Annotated in this window: 9 protein-coding genes and 1 pseudogene; 4 read left to right on the top strand and 6 right to left on the bottom strand. The window is 44.4% G+C overall.

Features of this window, described 5'->3' with window-relative positions; genetic code table 11:
- Window positions 1-489: 489 nt before the first annotated feature.
- Entirely contained in the window at window positions 490-2262 is a 1773-nt protein-coding gene (locus G519_RS0129480) for a methyl-accepting chemotaxis protein (protein WP_029197725.1), read from the bottom strand.
- Window positions 2263-2551: 289 nt separating this feature from the next.
- On the opposite strand from G519_RS0129480, the pseudogene G519_RS45175 reads away from it, so the two are divergent.
- Window positions 2552-3424, top strand: a pseudogene (locus G519_RS45175) (diacylglycerol/lipid kinase family protein); the annotation flags it as partial.
- Between the two features lie 15 nt (window positions 3425-3439).
- Here the strand turns inward: G519_RS45175 and lplT are convergent.
- The 4 genes from lplT to G519_RS0129450 form a co-directional block, all read right to left on the bottom strand.
- The gene (gene lplT / locus G519_RS0129470; protein ID WP_029197724.1) at window positions 3440-4609 is read right to left on the bottom strand and encodes a lysophospholipid transporter LplT; all 1170 of its coding nucleotides are present in this window, start codon (window positions 4607-4609) and stop codon (window positions 3440-3442) included.
- A gap of 15 nt (window positions 4610-4624) precedes the next feature.
- The gene (locus tag G519_RS0129465; protein WP_036634208.1) at window positions 4625-6784 is read right to left on the bottom strand and encodes an AMP-binding protein; all 2160 of its coding nucleotides are present in this window, start codon (window positions 6782-6784) and stop codon (window positions 4625-4627) included.
- A 556-nt stretch (window positions 6785-7340) separates the two neighbouring features.
- Window positions 7341-7724 carry a VOC family protein gene (locus G519_RS0129455; protein WP_029197722.1) on the bottom strand — a complete coding sequence of 128 codons (384 nt, stop codon included), beginning with the start codon at window positions 7722-7724 and terminating at the stop codon, window positions 7341-7343.
- A gap of 41 nt (window positions 7725-7765) precedes the next feature.
- Window positions 7766-8497 (bottom strand): glycerophosphodiester phosphodiesterase, encoded by a 732-nt coding sequence (locus G519_RS0129450; RefSeq protein ID WP_029197721.1) that lies wholly within the window; start codon window positions 8495-8497, stop codon window positions 7766-7768.
- A 207-nt stretch (window positions 8498-8704) separates the two neighbouring features.
- Here G519_RS0129450 and G519_RS0129445 point away from each other — a divergent pair, with 207 nt between their 5' ends.
- The 3 genes from G519_RS0129445 to G519_RS0129435 all read left to right on the top strand — a co-directional run bounded on the left by G519_RS0129445 (window position 8705) and on the right by G519_RS0129435 (window position 11966).
- A complete protein-coding gene (locus G519_RS0129445; RefSeq protein WP_029197720.1) occupies window positions 8705-9667 on the top strand; it encodes a carbohydrate ABC transporter permease in 963 nt (320 codons plus the stop codon).
- Window positions 9664-10485, top strand: a complete 822-nt coding sequence (locus G519_RS0129440) for a carbohydrate ABC transporter permease (RefSeq protein WP_029197719.1) — start codon at window positions 9664-9666, stop codon at window positions 10483-10485. Before G519_RS0129445 ends, G519_RS0129440 begins: the two co-directional genes overlap by 4 nt.
- An 89-nt stretch (window positions 10486-10574) precedes the next feature.
- Window positions 10575-11966, top strand: a complete 1392-nt coding sequence (locus G519_RS0129435; protein WP_029197718.1) for an ABC transporter substrate-binding protein — start codon at window positions 10575-10577, stop codon at window positions 11964-11966.
- Between the two features lie 104 nt (window positions 11967-12070).
- On the opposite strand, the gene G519_RS45170 is transcribed toward G519_RS0129435, so the two are convergent.
- Window positions 12071-13771, bottom strand: a complete 1701-nt coding sequence (locus G519_RS45170; RefSeq protein ID WP_051253812.1) for a methyl-accepting chemotaxis protein — start codon at window positions 13769-13771, stop codon at window positions 12071-12073.
- Window positions 13772-13781: the final 10 nt, after the last annotated feature.

The following is a 13781-nucleotide window of genomic DNA, read 5'->3' as shown; positions in this document are numbered from 1 at the left end:
TTTTCAGACGTCTCGCTCCACTTTCGCTGCATACGAGCTTCCGAGACCGCCTTTGCAGCCTTCTCAGGCTGCAAATCCGCTAACTTGCCTGCTTTCAGCAGCTGAGAGGTCCTTTTCAGACGTCTCGCTCCATTCAATCGTCCGAGACCGCCTTTACAGCCTTCTCAGGCTGCAAATCCGCTTTCTCTCCTGCACTTATCAGCTGAGAGGTCCTTTTCAGACGTCTCACGCCACTTTCGTTGCAAACGAGCCTCCGAGAAGTCCTTTTCAGACGTCTCGCGCTACTCTCGCACCTTTCCTTCACGTTAGCGATGAATTTCATCGCCTCAGCAGACATTACGGAGGTTACGGACGAATCCTCCGATCTTGAGCTTGTTTTCTCACTATTAAGTCACTTCCATCCGCTCCCCACACTTTAGCAATGAATCCATCCACTTTCGCGGCAGCCCCAACAAAAAAACCGCAGGCAAACAGCCCGCGGTCATCTTTCTACACCGTAAATTTCTGCAAAGAAATTTGTAATTCCTCGGCAAGACCGGCCAAGGATTTGGCCGAATTCTCAATTTCCTCGGTCGTCGACATTTGCTGCTGACTGGCAGCTGATGTCTCTTGACTGACGGAAATCCCTGTTTCCGAAACAGCACTCACGATACCCATTACTTGTTCTATGCGTAAATTAGCATCAACAAGTTGGTGAATATTCAGATTCACACTTTCCACTTTCGCATTCACTTTCTCAACGGAGGATTCGATGTGGACGAAGGATTCTTGCGCTTTCCCCGAAATCGATAATCCAACTTCCACTTTGCCCGCTCCCGCATGCATGGAGCTTACAGCGTGATTGATCTGTCTTTGAATCGTGGAAACAAGTTCTGTAATATTGCGTGCAGATGAAGAAGATTGCTCAGCAAGCTTGCGCACTTCTCCTGCAACAACTGCGAACCCGCGGCCCGCTTCTCCAGCACGAGCTGCTTCAATAGCAGCATTTAGAGAGAGTAGATTCGTTTGTGTGGAAATTTCGTTGATGACATTGACAATCTCACCAATTTTGTATGCATTTTTGCCTAATGCTTCAATGACATTGTTCACTTCGCGAACTGCATCGGAGATTTCCGTCATTTGACCGGCAATTGACACCACGGATTGTTTGCCGTTTTGTGCCGCCTGGGTTGCTTGTTCAGCAAGCTCAGCAACCTCTTGGGCTGACTCATCAATGAGCTTCGTACTTGTAAGCATTTGCTGAACAGCCTCGTTCGCTTGATTCACGCCAACAAACTGCTTATCGAAATCTTCGGATAGCTTCTGGCTGGATGTTGCTACCTGCTTCGCAGCCATGGAGCTTTGCTCTGAACTTGCCAGAAGTTCTTCGGAACTCGCTGAGAGTGTCAACGCATTCTCAGCAATCTGTTTGACTAAGCTGCGCAAGCTTTCGGTCATGACATTAAAGGAGCCTGTCAATTTACCGACCTCATCCTCATAAGGGTAGTCACCTTTAACAGAGAGATCACCGCTCGCTGCTTTCTCCATATGCTCCTGCAATCTTCGAATTGGCGTCGTAATAATCATATTTAGTGCTAGTGCATTTGCTGTCATTACGATGATGGCGATAACTATGGTAAGGATAATGACCCAGTGTGACGTCTTTGAGTCTGCGCTGCTCGAACGCTGAAATTGTTCAGCAGCGAACTCTTTGAGCAGAACTAGCTTGTCCAGCGCTTCAATCGTTTTAACACCTTGAGGTGAAACCTCATTGTTATACACTTGATAAGCAACCTGATTATTTTGGGTCGCATGTTCTATCGTACTGACTATAACCTCACGTAACTTCAGATTCAGTGCCTCAAAGCTTTTAAAAGCGTCAGTTTCCTCTTGATTTAAAGCAATTCCCGCTATTTTAGTAACCAATTCTTTATTCTTGGCACTGTTTTCATCTAATTTAACTTTTAATTTGACCTTGTATTTCACATCAGTCGAAAGCATCATCTCTAGCAGATTGGCTTCGGTTTCATTAAAATTTGATTTCAATTGATTAATCCATTTGACAGATAGCAGACTTTCCTCGTACATTCTAGTAGAATTACTAGACATCTTATCCATGTAGAAATAACCCGTAATACCTACAATTAGCAGGAACAAAATAGCGATAGCGTTCATAAGAAGCAGTTTAAAACGTAGTTTAAGGTTTCGAAGGATGGACAGGTTAGCTCTCATATTTCTTACGTTCTTCAAGTTGCTCACATTCAATTTCGTTTTGAATTTCAAAGTATCCCGTTCTCCTCCCGAGTGATAGATCTTGTAGTCCTACTTACTTGTCCAGTACTCTACTAAACCATTTCATTTACACGATGTGATAAAACCTTACATGAAATTATTTTATTAACCTACGGTATATTCTACAAAACAGTGTTCACGATGTAAAGACAAAATTAGGTAAAAAGTATCATAAATCAAGAAAATGCGCATACAATTTATTCCATTTCCAGGTTAGATCGGAGCTAAATGAAATGAAGTTGATCGGAATTATCGTGAATCCTCTTTCGGGGATGGTAAAGGAGCTAGTATTTGGAGTGAAATAGAGACTTATCTGCGGTTAAACCATATCTCTTATATGGCAAGTATAACGACAAAGGCAGGAGAAGCCACTGAACACGCCATCACACTTGTTCAAGAAGACCGTGTCGATAAGCTGATCGTGATCGGTGGGGATGGAACGATTCATGAGGCTGCCGGAGGGTTATGGCAATTACAAAATACCGGACTAAACTGTCCACTTGCGGTCATTCCTGCTGGAACAGGCAACGATTTTGCCAAGGCTTACGGCATTCCTACACATTCTATCCAAGCCCTAGAAGCTGCAATATCGGAGGCTAAAAAAGTTCAAATTGATATTCTACGTACAAGCAGCGGAATGATTGCTGTGAATAGCATTGGGGCAGGTTTCGATGGTATGGTGGCTAAATTGACTAACGAGGCTGGCTACAAAAAATTTCTCAATCGCATTGGACTCGGCAAACTGTCCTACTTTATTTCGATCTTAAGAGTGTTCGCCACTTATCAACCCTGCACAGCATGGTTGGAAGTTGATGGAACGGTTCATGAATTGCCTGACATGTGGCTGACAGCTGTCGCCAATATCCCCTTTTACGGTGGCTCCATACAAATATGCCCTGCTGCTTCTCCTCAGGACGGCTTAGCCGATATTGTCGTAATTCAAAGCAGAGGGCGATCCCGATTGCTGCCTATCCTTTTCACCGTTTATCAAGGTAAGCATATTCATCATCCTGCTGTTTCTTTCTATAAAGGGACGTCGATTTCACTTCGTACACAAATACCTTTACTCGTCCAAGCGGACGGGGAATTCGCTGGATCAACACCACTTCAAATCGAGATTGTACCTTCTGCCTTAACCGTTATCGGAACTTAACTAATTAAGGTAAACTTACACAACAATTTTCAAACGTTGACGCTGTATCATCAAGTATCCTACGAAGCCAGCTAGTATAACAGCGATTCCCGTGATCGAGATATCAGGTGATAAACCATTCTTGGATATTTGTGTATATAGGCCTACACCTGCGAGCATCATGGAATTTTCCAGGAAATTTTGAACAGCAATCGTTTTGCCAGCCCCCACCATTCCCTGCCCTTTATCTTGAAGCACTGTATTCATCGGTACGATGAATACGCCACCGCTGAAGCCTACGAGAAGAAGAAGTCCTATTGTCACATATAAGTTAGTAATAAGCGGGAACAGCAGGATGCTGATAATCATAACAATCCCAAATACATAGGAATTATAATATTTGCGTGCCGGAATCAATTTGGGCGTCATGAGTGCGCCAATCATAATCCCAATGCCTGTGACAGCTACAAGCATCGATATCTGATCGACAGACTGTATGCCTAAATGTGCCGGCACCCATGCGATAATCGCAAGTCGGACAACGGAGGAAGTCATCCAGAATGAGCCCGTACCTACCAGTGAAAAGCGGGTCGTGCGATCTTTTAACAAGAGCTTCATGTCCGTTAGGAAAGTCCTAGCCTCTTTGACGTAGCGAATGCTCGAATTGCCTGAATTTCTAGGAATTTGCAGCGTTAAAAGTAAGGAAATCAAGTATAGCGCGAAGCAAGCAACAATAGACCCGGAAAGCGAGATTTTCGCCAAAACTCCGCCACACACAGAACCAATGAGAATCGCCATAATCGTATAGCCCTCAATACGTGCATTGGCTCTCAGCAGTTCACTTTCCGAATGTGTAAGCGAAGGCAGAATGCCATATTTGGCTGGTGAATATACCGCGGCTCCTATCCCGACAATGCCGTAGCTGACAGCCGGATCCAGATGCAAGAACAAGGCAATAATTCCAATGGCTTTGATGGCGTTTCCGACTAAAAGGACTTGAGATTTCGGATTTTTATCTGCAAAGGCCCCAACGAACGGTGCAAAAATGACGAAAGCAATAAGAAAACAGGCTTGCACAACGCCAATATAGTAATCAGGGAACGCATTTTGTTTAATAATCGCCAGGGTAATGAAGAGAATCATATTATCGGCAAAAGCGGAAAGAAATTGCGTCACATACAGTGTCTGAAATGGATTCATTTTCATAACATTTCGCTCCCTTTAGGTTTCATGATCATCCTTCAACGCCGATCGCTTGATCGTCACATAGTCTACTTTCCCGCTTCCCAGAAGAGGAAGTTTTTCCACATAACGAAGCTCCGAAGGCATGTAGAATGAGGGATGACCCTGCTGTTTCATCGATTCTCTGATCTGTTGAAGCTGGATACCGGGGATATTGTGATACACAACAATTCGCTCCCCTTTGCGCATATCTGGCACACTAACTGCTGCGCATATTACCTGAGGAGGCAAGCTTGCAGCCACAAGCTCCTCCACCATCGGCAGTGACACCTTCTCCCCCCCAATTTTGGCAAAAGACTGCACTCTTGCTTGGATCGAGATATACCCTTGGTCATCTATTTGAACAACATCTCCGCAGCTATACCATTCTGGGCACGGGACGAAACCCTGACCATGAATGAGGTACCCTTTCATCACATTCGGCCCCTTCACCAACAAGTTGCCGCCAAGCTCAATTCCTTCCACCTTTTCCAAACGGTATTCCATACCTGGCAGTACTCTCCCCACTGTGCCTTTCTTTGCAAACATGGGTGTGTTAAGCGAAATGACAGGCGCTGTCTCTGTTGTGCCATACCCCTCCAGAATACGAATTCCAAATTTTTCAGACCAGGTTTGACGGACTTCCTCCTTCAATTTCTCAGCACCGGCCACGACATATTTGAGGGAATAGGCAAAATCATACGGATGCGCGGTTCTTGCATAAGCCGATAGAAACGTTGACGTCCCAAACAGAATCGTAATATTGCGGTCGTAGACTAACTCCGGAATGACTTTATAATGCAAGGGATTAGGGTAAAGCACCACTTTCATACCGGAAAGTAGGGGCAGCATCGTTCCAGCCGTCAATCCAAAGGAATGAAACATCGGCATCGCGCCAAGCACAATATCCGACCCGTTAAAGGCAATTACAGATTTGGCCTGCTGAATATTAGCAAACACATTGCGGTGTGTAAGGACGACCCCCTTCGGTTTACTTTCACTTCCTGATGTAAAAAGTACAACCTCGTTCTTTCCGGAGCCCACTGGTCCGTGAACTTTCCTTACATATTGAAAAATACCGGCACATTTATGTTTAAAAGTGATACTTTGTTTCACATCTTCGAGATAAACAATCTTGAAAGCTCCACTAGCAGTATGGATAAAATCGGCAAGTCCCGCTTTGTCGATGAACGCTTTGGACGTAATAATCGTCTTCACAGTGGCTGTTTCGCATGCATCCAACATCGTCTGCTTCCCCGCCGAATAATTCAATACCGCCGGTGTCACTCCTAATCGGAATAATGTAAACAAGGTGACTACGTGTGCCGCAGCATTAGGCAATAGAACTGCAGCACGGCTCTCATCCTTAAGAAGCCGCTTTAGAAGCCCCGCCATCGTATACGTTGTGAGCAGTAATTTACGGTATGTTAAAGCGGAATCACTTATGATATCTTCACAAATTACTTTAGAATTGCCATGAAATTTGGCAGCTGTCAGCAGCTCATTGAATAAATTAAGCTCAGGCTTCATTCGGCTTTCCAGCAAATGATTCTGCATGCGGTTTCGAATGATATCCGTTGCTTGCTCCTTCTGAACTCGCCTAGAGATTTGTTCACTCATCGGCACTTGAAAAGCTTCGCCAAACGTGATGCTCACTGCCGGAAACCAGAATTGCTTCAATTTGCCGCGAAGATAGGATAACTTTGAATACTCCAATCCATTAATCGCAATTGGCAGCATGCGTGCTTGTGATCTCATTGCGATGTAACCAATCCCGCCATATACTTTCATCATGCCCCCCGTTGTTGTGATTCGTCCTTCTGGAAAAACAACAAGCGGTATTCCGCTTTGCACGGTTTTCAACATCTTCCGCACAGAGTAGGGGTTCAACGGATCTACCGAAATATGCATCCGAAAAAGGAGCAGCCACGCAAAACGCTTCGCAATCCTTGTGTTAACAACAAATGCCACTTCCTTCGGGAGTATCAGTGCTAAAAATACAGCATCCAACAATGAGACATGATTAGGAATTAGCACCGTTTTCTCCGTCATATCGAGCCGCTCCATCCCACTAACTTTAACCTTAAAGCTTGTCATCAAAGCGGGACGCAACAAGGGAAGTAACAGCTTTAACAGAGCAACAAACAACCATTTGATCATTGGGACTCCTCCTAAGAGCTTTGCTTTTAGCAAAGCTATCTTCGTAAGCATCGGCTGAGCTTTGCTTTTTGCTAAACTGGATTCGTACGCATAAGCTTTTTTGGGCTTCTCTTAATACCTGATCATAATTCCATTGTATGCATCTGCCTGGAATCTGATAGTACTAACTTTGCGTAGTACCCGCTCTTGGAGGATTTATTTTCTATGACACTAACGTCTTGAAAATAATGATTTATTTGTTTATTTCCATACAACCTTCCCTCCTAAGAAGGAACGATTGGTTTAGATTTTCGTGCAATATGTTCAACAGACGGAACGTCAGTTCGTTATTTATTTAAAAATAGCCGTTTTCCGGCTCGAGGAGGAACGTCGATTCGCTATTTCCCCTTTTTTCGCTTGATTGAATAGGATTTGAGCGAAATAGCGAACTGACGTTCCGCAAGTTGGTTGTTTTCGTCAAAAACATCAAAATAGCGACCTCTCGTTCCGCCAATGAAGCTATCAATGAAAAAAAGACCCATGCATCTAACTGCAAAGGCCTCTCTCTAAAAACATTTTATTTCCCATTAGGAACGTCACTTGTAATCGCCAAGGTATTTCCTTCTGTATCACGGAAGAAAGCCATCCAAATATCGAAGCTGCCCATATTAGCTACCACATGCGGCTCACTAATAAAAGACACACCTCGTTCTAGAAAAGCCTCATACACCTGCTTAATATCCTCAACGTTATAATAAATAACAGAGCTTGGATGATTAAATTCAGGTTTTTCTGGAAGGCTTAGCATCAATCGAATGCCACTGCAATCAAAAAAAGCCATTTGAGAAGCTTGAAACAAAAACTTCATGCCTAATGTGTCGCGGTAAAAAGCAACGGCTCTTGGAATGTCAGCTGCATTTACTGAGATTTGCACAATTTGAGTTAAGCTGTTCTCGCTCATACGTTTCCCCTTCCAAACTTTGATACCCATATTCTACCATACTACAGGTCCAATAGCTCCCTTAGCCTTGCTGGGTAATCGGTAATTATTCCTGAAATACCGGAAGCTAGCATCCTATGATAATCTGCCAAGTCATTTACCGTGTAAGGATAAACAGCAAGCCCAGAAGCTATTGCCGCTGCAACATCTTCTTGTTCTATGCAATGGTGATGGGGATGCAACGAAAACACGTCTACACCCATTTGCCCAGCATAAGCTGCATGATCAATAAGGTTTGCAGCGTACAACAGACCTACCTTCACCTCAGGCTCAGCCTGCTTAATCCTGCGAATCACCTTGTGATCGAAAGAAGAAATGACCACATCTTCCATTCTGCCGCTTTCACGCAAAAATGCTAGAAGCGCCTTCTCCATTCGCCCTTCATAAGCATGCTTCACTTCCACATTAATGAAGAACCCTCGCGGCAATAAATCGAATACTTCACGCAGAAGCGGTAACCGTTCCCCCCTGAAAGCCTCTGAGAACCAAGCCCCAGCATCCAACGACTTCAAATCACTCCAACTGTGAGCGCAAATAAGTCCGGAACCATTCGTCGTCCGATCCAGCGTACCATCATGGCAGACGACAATCTCTCCATCTTTTGTTATATGTACATCTAGTTCGATGCCCTCTGCCCCTTGCTCTACAGCTAAGGCAAAAGAAGCTAGCGTATTTTCCGGCGCTTCCCCAGCCGCTCCGCGATGACCAATTACGATCGGTTTTTGTTTGTTCATTGTATGACACTCCCCACATGTAAGCTTCTACTATGCTCAAATTATAAAGGAAATGACTCGTTCTTGCCCAGTAGTTTATTCGTAAAGGCTACGTAAATATATGGAAAAATATACAAATTATTAATCTCTATTTAACACGGGTCAAATAAAGCATCGTTAAGCTAATAACATATTACTAGTCTAATAACGTTCGTGAAGGAGCACCGCATGAATACGATAGATAGAGATTTGCCGCTTTCAACAACAACAACTAAACCAACTGCAAAAGTGGGGCAACCTCCCCGTGCGCTGATCAACCAGAAATTGGCCGAAACGCTGCTTGGTTATGTTTTCTTATTCCCTTCGCTCTTGCTGTTTGCGATCTTTCTATTCTACCCCCTAATTCAAACCTTTTATCTGAGCGTTCACGAAACGGATCCGCGAGGCAGAGTAGCTTCTTATGTTGGTTTCGATAACTTCATTGCTATCTTCACTTCCGAGCGATTCTATAAAAGTTTAGAAGTCACAGGTCTTTTTACACTTCTTACTGTGCCAACCGGCATTGTTCTTGCGCTTTTGCTCGCCGCACTTACACATAATCACTTAAAAGGAATGCGAATCTTTCAATTCATATTCTCGCTACCTGTTGTTCTTTCCGTAGGAACCTCTGCGGTGATCTGGATGATGCTATTTCACCCGAGTGTAGGGATGTTGAATTACTTACTTAGCGTTGTCGGTTTAGAACCAGTGGCTTGGTTAACAGATCCAAGATGGGCACTGCTTTCCGTCTCTATGATGACGGTTTGGATGAATCTCGGCTTTAACTACATCGTACTTCTAAGCGGACTGCAAGGAATTCCAGAAGAGATCTATGATAGCGCTAAAATCGACGGATCAGATCCATTCCGTACCTTTATCCAAATCATCTTCCCTTTGCTTTCACCGACAGTGTTCTTCGTCACCATTGTCTCGATTATAGGAGCATTTCAGTCCTTCGGACAGATTCACATTTTGACCAAAGGCGGTCCTGTTAATTCCACAGATGTCCTTGTATACAGCCTGTATCAGGATGCCTTCATCAACTTCCGATTCGGGACTGGTAGTGCACAAGCCCTTGTCTTGTTTACGATCATCCTTATTTTCACCATTGTGCAATTTAAAGTTTTTGAAAGGAATGTGCACTATCAATGACGCATCGATTACAAAATACATTCGTCTATGTTCTGCTGATCATCTTAGCTGCACTCGTGCTGTATCCTATTTTTTATACGTTTACCGCAGCCTTCATGACACCTGAGGAAGCATCGGCCTATCCGCCCCGTTTCTGGCCAAGCAGCTTTTATATCGGCAGTATCGTCGCCGTATTCAAATTAGTCCCCATCGGCAAATTTATTGCCAACAGTTTGGTCGTCTCGATCATCATTACGGCTGGACAGCTCATTACATCCAGCATGGCCGCTTACGCTTTTGCTAATATTCGTTTCAAGGGTAAAGCGACTATTTTCGCGATATTCATGGCCACCATGATGATTCCATGGGAGGTCACCATCATTCCAAACTATTTGACGGTTAAAAAGTGGGACTGGCTCGATAGCATTCAAGGATTAACTGTTCCATTCCTGGCGACTGCTTTCGGCACCTTTCTGCTGCGCCAATTTTTCTTACAGCTGCCTAAGGAGCTGTTCGAAGCAGCACGGATTGATGGCTGTGGGCACTTTCGCTGCTTTTTCCGAATTGTGCTGCCCCTAGGTCGACCGGCACTTGCAACACTAGCTGTCTATGCATTCCTTAGCTCGTGGAACAGTTACTTATGGCCGCTTCTCATTACGAACAGCGAGGCAAAGCGAACGGTTCAAATTGGCATCGCCATGCTCCAATTCGAAGAATTAACCGTTTGGAACTTGGTCTTAGCAGGTGTAACTATTGTCTTGCTGCCTTCTCTATTGCTTCTAGTACTCGGTTTGAAGCAGCTCGTTCGAGGACTTACTGCTGGTGCTGTGAAAGGTTAGTCCCCATGCAAGATGGTTGCTCTGTTCAGCAATAAGCTGAACCAGATTCCATAAATATAGAAACAATAAGAGGGAGAGAAACAAAAAAAATGAAAACATTGAAAATGAGAAGTACATCTATCGCATTAACAGCACTTATGATGTTGCTGACTAGTGCTTGCGGCAAAGCTGAAACAACTACATCAGGCAGTACTGCAGATACTAAATCATCCGCTTCTCCTGCTGCCGCAGATACGAAAAAATCGACTGAACCGGTTAAAGTGATCTGGTGGCACTCCATGAGCGGTGAGCTCGGCAAAGCCGTAGATAAACTTGTTGCAGACTTCAACGCTTACCAAAAAGATGTACAAGTTGAAGCTGTTTTTCAAGGCACATACGATGAAAGCTTAAATAAAATGAAAGCTTCCATGGATACCAAAAGCGGTCCTTCACTTATTCAAGTATACGAAATCGGCTCCCGTTTCATGATCGATTCCAAGGCCATTACACCCGTCCAAAAGTATGTCGATGCTGATAAATTCGATCTCTCCCAGCTTGAAGACAATATTTTGAATTACTATAAATTCGATGGCAAACTGTATTCCATGCCTTTCAACACATCGAATCCGATCCTTTATTACAACAAAGATATGTTTAAAGCTGCCGGTCTCGATCCTGAAAAGCCGCCAACGACCTTTGAAGATGTCGCCAAAGCTTCTCAAGCATTAAGCAAAGACGGTAAAGCAGGCGCTTCCTTCGCCATCTATGGTTGGTTCATGGAGCAATTCTTTGCCGGACAAGGCGCCGAATACCTGAACAATGGTAACGGTCGTACGGCAGCAGCTACGGAATCCATGGTCAATAGTGATTCAGGCGTAAAGACTTTAACGTGGTGGAAGCAAATGGTCGACAACAAAACAGCTTCTAACCTAGGACGGAAGACGGATGATACGAAGAAAGCGTTCTTGGCTGGCCAAGTCGCTATGACTTTAGATTCCACAGCTTCACTACGCGGGATAGTGAGCGGTGCTGACGGTAAATTCCAAGTCGGAACCAGCACACTCCCTAAACCAGCTGATGCAAAGGATGGCGGTGTTGTTGTCGGTGGCGCAAGTCTCTACATCTTGAACAACAAATCCGAAGCTGAGCAAAAAGGCGCATGGGAATTTATTAAATTCCTGACCACCCCACAAACACAAGCTTGGTGGCATGTCAACACTGGCTACTTCCCAATTACGAAGAAAGCCTACGACGAGCAGCTGGTGAAAGATAACTTTACCAAATATCCGCAATTCCAAACTGCCATTGATCAACTGCACAATACAAAAGCTAATAAAGCCACACAAGGTGCTGTAATGGGTGTATTCCCAGAAGCGCGTCAGCTTGTAGAAACAGCGGTCGAAGAAGCTCTTACAGGTAAGAAGGCTCCGAAGGAAGCGCTGGATGCAGCGGCGAAGAGCATCACAGAGAAAATTGGCGCTTATAATAAGACAGTGAAGTAATTGGAAACAACGATTTGACTAATAGAAATAAACTCAAAAAGCGTGTGCCGATACTTATCGGTGCGCGCTTTTTTGAGTTCAACTTGTTCTTAGATGGTTTGAAATTACAGCTTGAACTTAAGGATCAAGTGCTGCAAGCTTTCAGCCATACCAGACAGATGTGAGGCAGATGAGGAAATACCTTCCATGGAAAGCAACTGCCGATCAGATGCGTTGGCTACAGACTGGGTATTATCATTAGCATTTCTAGCAATCGATGCAGTTGAAATAATAGATGCAGTGATTTGCTCGGATGAGGCGGCCATTTGCTCTGAGATCGCTGAAACCTCTTGAATTTCGTTGTTGATATGCTGAATGGAATCGAGTATAGAGCCGAACTTTTCACTAGTCGTATCAGCCACAGAGATACCTATCGTAACTTCACGAGTAACGGATTGTATGGCTTCTACAGCAAGCCTTGTTTCTGATTGAATTTCATGGATTAATGCAGCAATTTCGTTAGCGGATGAACTGGATTGTGCAGATAATTTTTTCACTTCATTCGCGACGACCGCGAACCCTCTTCCTCCTGCACCCGCTCTTGCTGCTTCGATGGAGGCATTCAGTGCCAGTAAGTTCGTCTGGGTTGCAATGTCAGATATCATCGATACAATCGCGCCAATTTCCTCTGATCGCTGCCCAAGCCGCCCAACAAAATCTGCTGTTGTGGTTGCTGAATCTTGAATGAATCCCATTTGAGCAACTACTTGACGGATAGCTTCATTTCCTTGCTCAGCCTGTGTCGAGGTTTCAACAGACTTTTCCGAAACGACGGAAGACGTCTCTGCAATTCGTCCGATTCCTATCGCCATTTCTTCCATCGCCTTAGCTGCTTCTTCCGTACTGATGAGCTGATCAGCTGCCCCTCCAGCAACTTCTTGAACGGCGGTGGCAACTTGTCTCGAAGAGGCAGCTGTTTGATTAGCACTTACTGCAAGCTCTTCCGATAAAGCAGCGACCTGAGCGGAGGTTGTTGACGTTTGCAGCAGAGTTTCCCTCAAATGAACGACCATGTCGTTTGCTGCCTTGGCCAATTGCCCCAGCTCGTCCTTGCTTTTTACTTTTAAAGGCTGGACATCTAGTTCCCCTTTGGCTACTTGAACGATATGGGAAGTTACCTTATGTAAGGTTTTGGAAACTAGAAGATGAACACTCACAATGACAGCTGCAGCTGTTAGCAAGCTAAAGATCAACAATAAGGTCAGCCCCGTCTTCGCTGAAGAGAAGGCGCCGATTGCTTCATCCGTTGCATGGACAGCCTCGCTGTCGTTGTATATTTTCATTTTGTCAAAGATAGCTTGTATCGTCACATTCAACTCTTCCGCTTGTGCAAGCAATTGCGCAGCCTTGGCGCCATTTTTAGCTTGACTTGCTTCTAAAGTCTGTTTATTGACGTCTTTAAATTCGATCCATTTTCCTTTAAATTCATCCAGATTTTTGCGATCTTCTTCTATGACAGCCTTTTTTTCATACTCGGCCAATGTCTGATCAATTTTTCGGTATACGAGAGCAATACTGCTTTCCTGTCTGTCTTTACCGGTCTTAAGCGTCTCATCTAGATGCATGACGGTCAAGCGCATGACATGCTCTACCTCAAAATTCAACTCATTGATTAACTCTACGCCGGGCAAAGAGACAGCCGTTATGGAATCAATCCGTTCCTTCATGATATTCATTCGGTTGATTGAAAATAGCGCCATGACAAGCATCAATACAAAAATGATGGCAATCCCTAGCATGATTTTTTTCCCGACAGATAATCTCATATATCAACTA

It is taken from the genome of Paenibacillus alginolyticus DSM 5050 = NBRC 15375, assembly GCF_000422905.1.
GTDB lineage: Bacteria > Bacillota > Bacilli > Paenibacillales > NBRC-103111 > Paenibacillus_E > Paenibacillus_E alginolyticus.
This window is presented reverse-complemented; position numbering and strand designations above follow the sequence as displayed.

Excerpts from the sequence above, each read along its gene's own strand:
- G519_RS0129465 (WP_036634208.1), bottom strand. The coding sequence starts at position 6,784 with ATGATCAAATGGTTGTTTGTTGCTCTGTTAAAGCTGTTACTTCCCTTG.
- G519_RS0129445 (WP_029197720.1), top strand. The coding sequence starts at position 8,705 with ATGAATACGATAGATAGAGATTTGCCGCTTTCAACAACAACAACTAAA.
- G519_RS0129455 (WP_029197722.1), bottom strand. The coding sequence starts at position 7,724 with ATGAGCGAGAACAGCTTAACTCAAATTGTGCAAATCTCAGTAAATGCA.
- lplT (WP_029197724.1), bottom strand. The coding sequence starts at position 4,609 with ATGAAAATGAATCCATTTCAGACACTGTATGTGACGCAATTTCTTTCC.
- G519_RS0129440 (WP_029197719.1), top strand. The coding sequence starts at position 9,664 with ATGACGCATCGATTACAAAATACATTCGTCTATGTTCTGCTGATCATC.
- G519_RS0129435 (WP_029197718.1), top strand. The coding sequence starts at position 10,575 with ATGAAAACATTGAAAATGAGAAGTACATCTATCGCATTAACAGCACTT.
- G519_RS0129450 (WP_029197721.1), bottom strand. The coding sequence starts at position 8,497 with ATGAACAAACAAAAACCGATCGTAATTGGTCATCGCGGAGCGGCTGGG.
- G519_RS45170 (WP_051253812.1), bottom strand. The coding sequence starts at position 13,771 with ATGAGATTATCTGTCGGGAAAAAAATCATGCTAGGGATTGCCATCATT.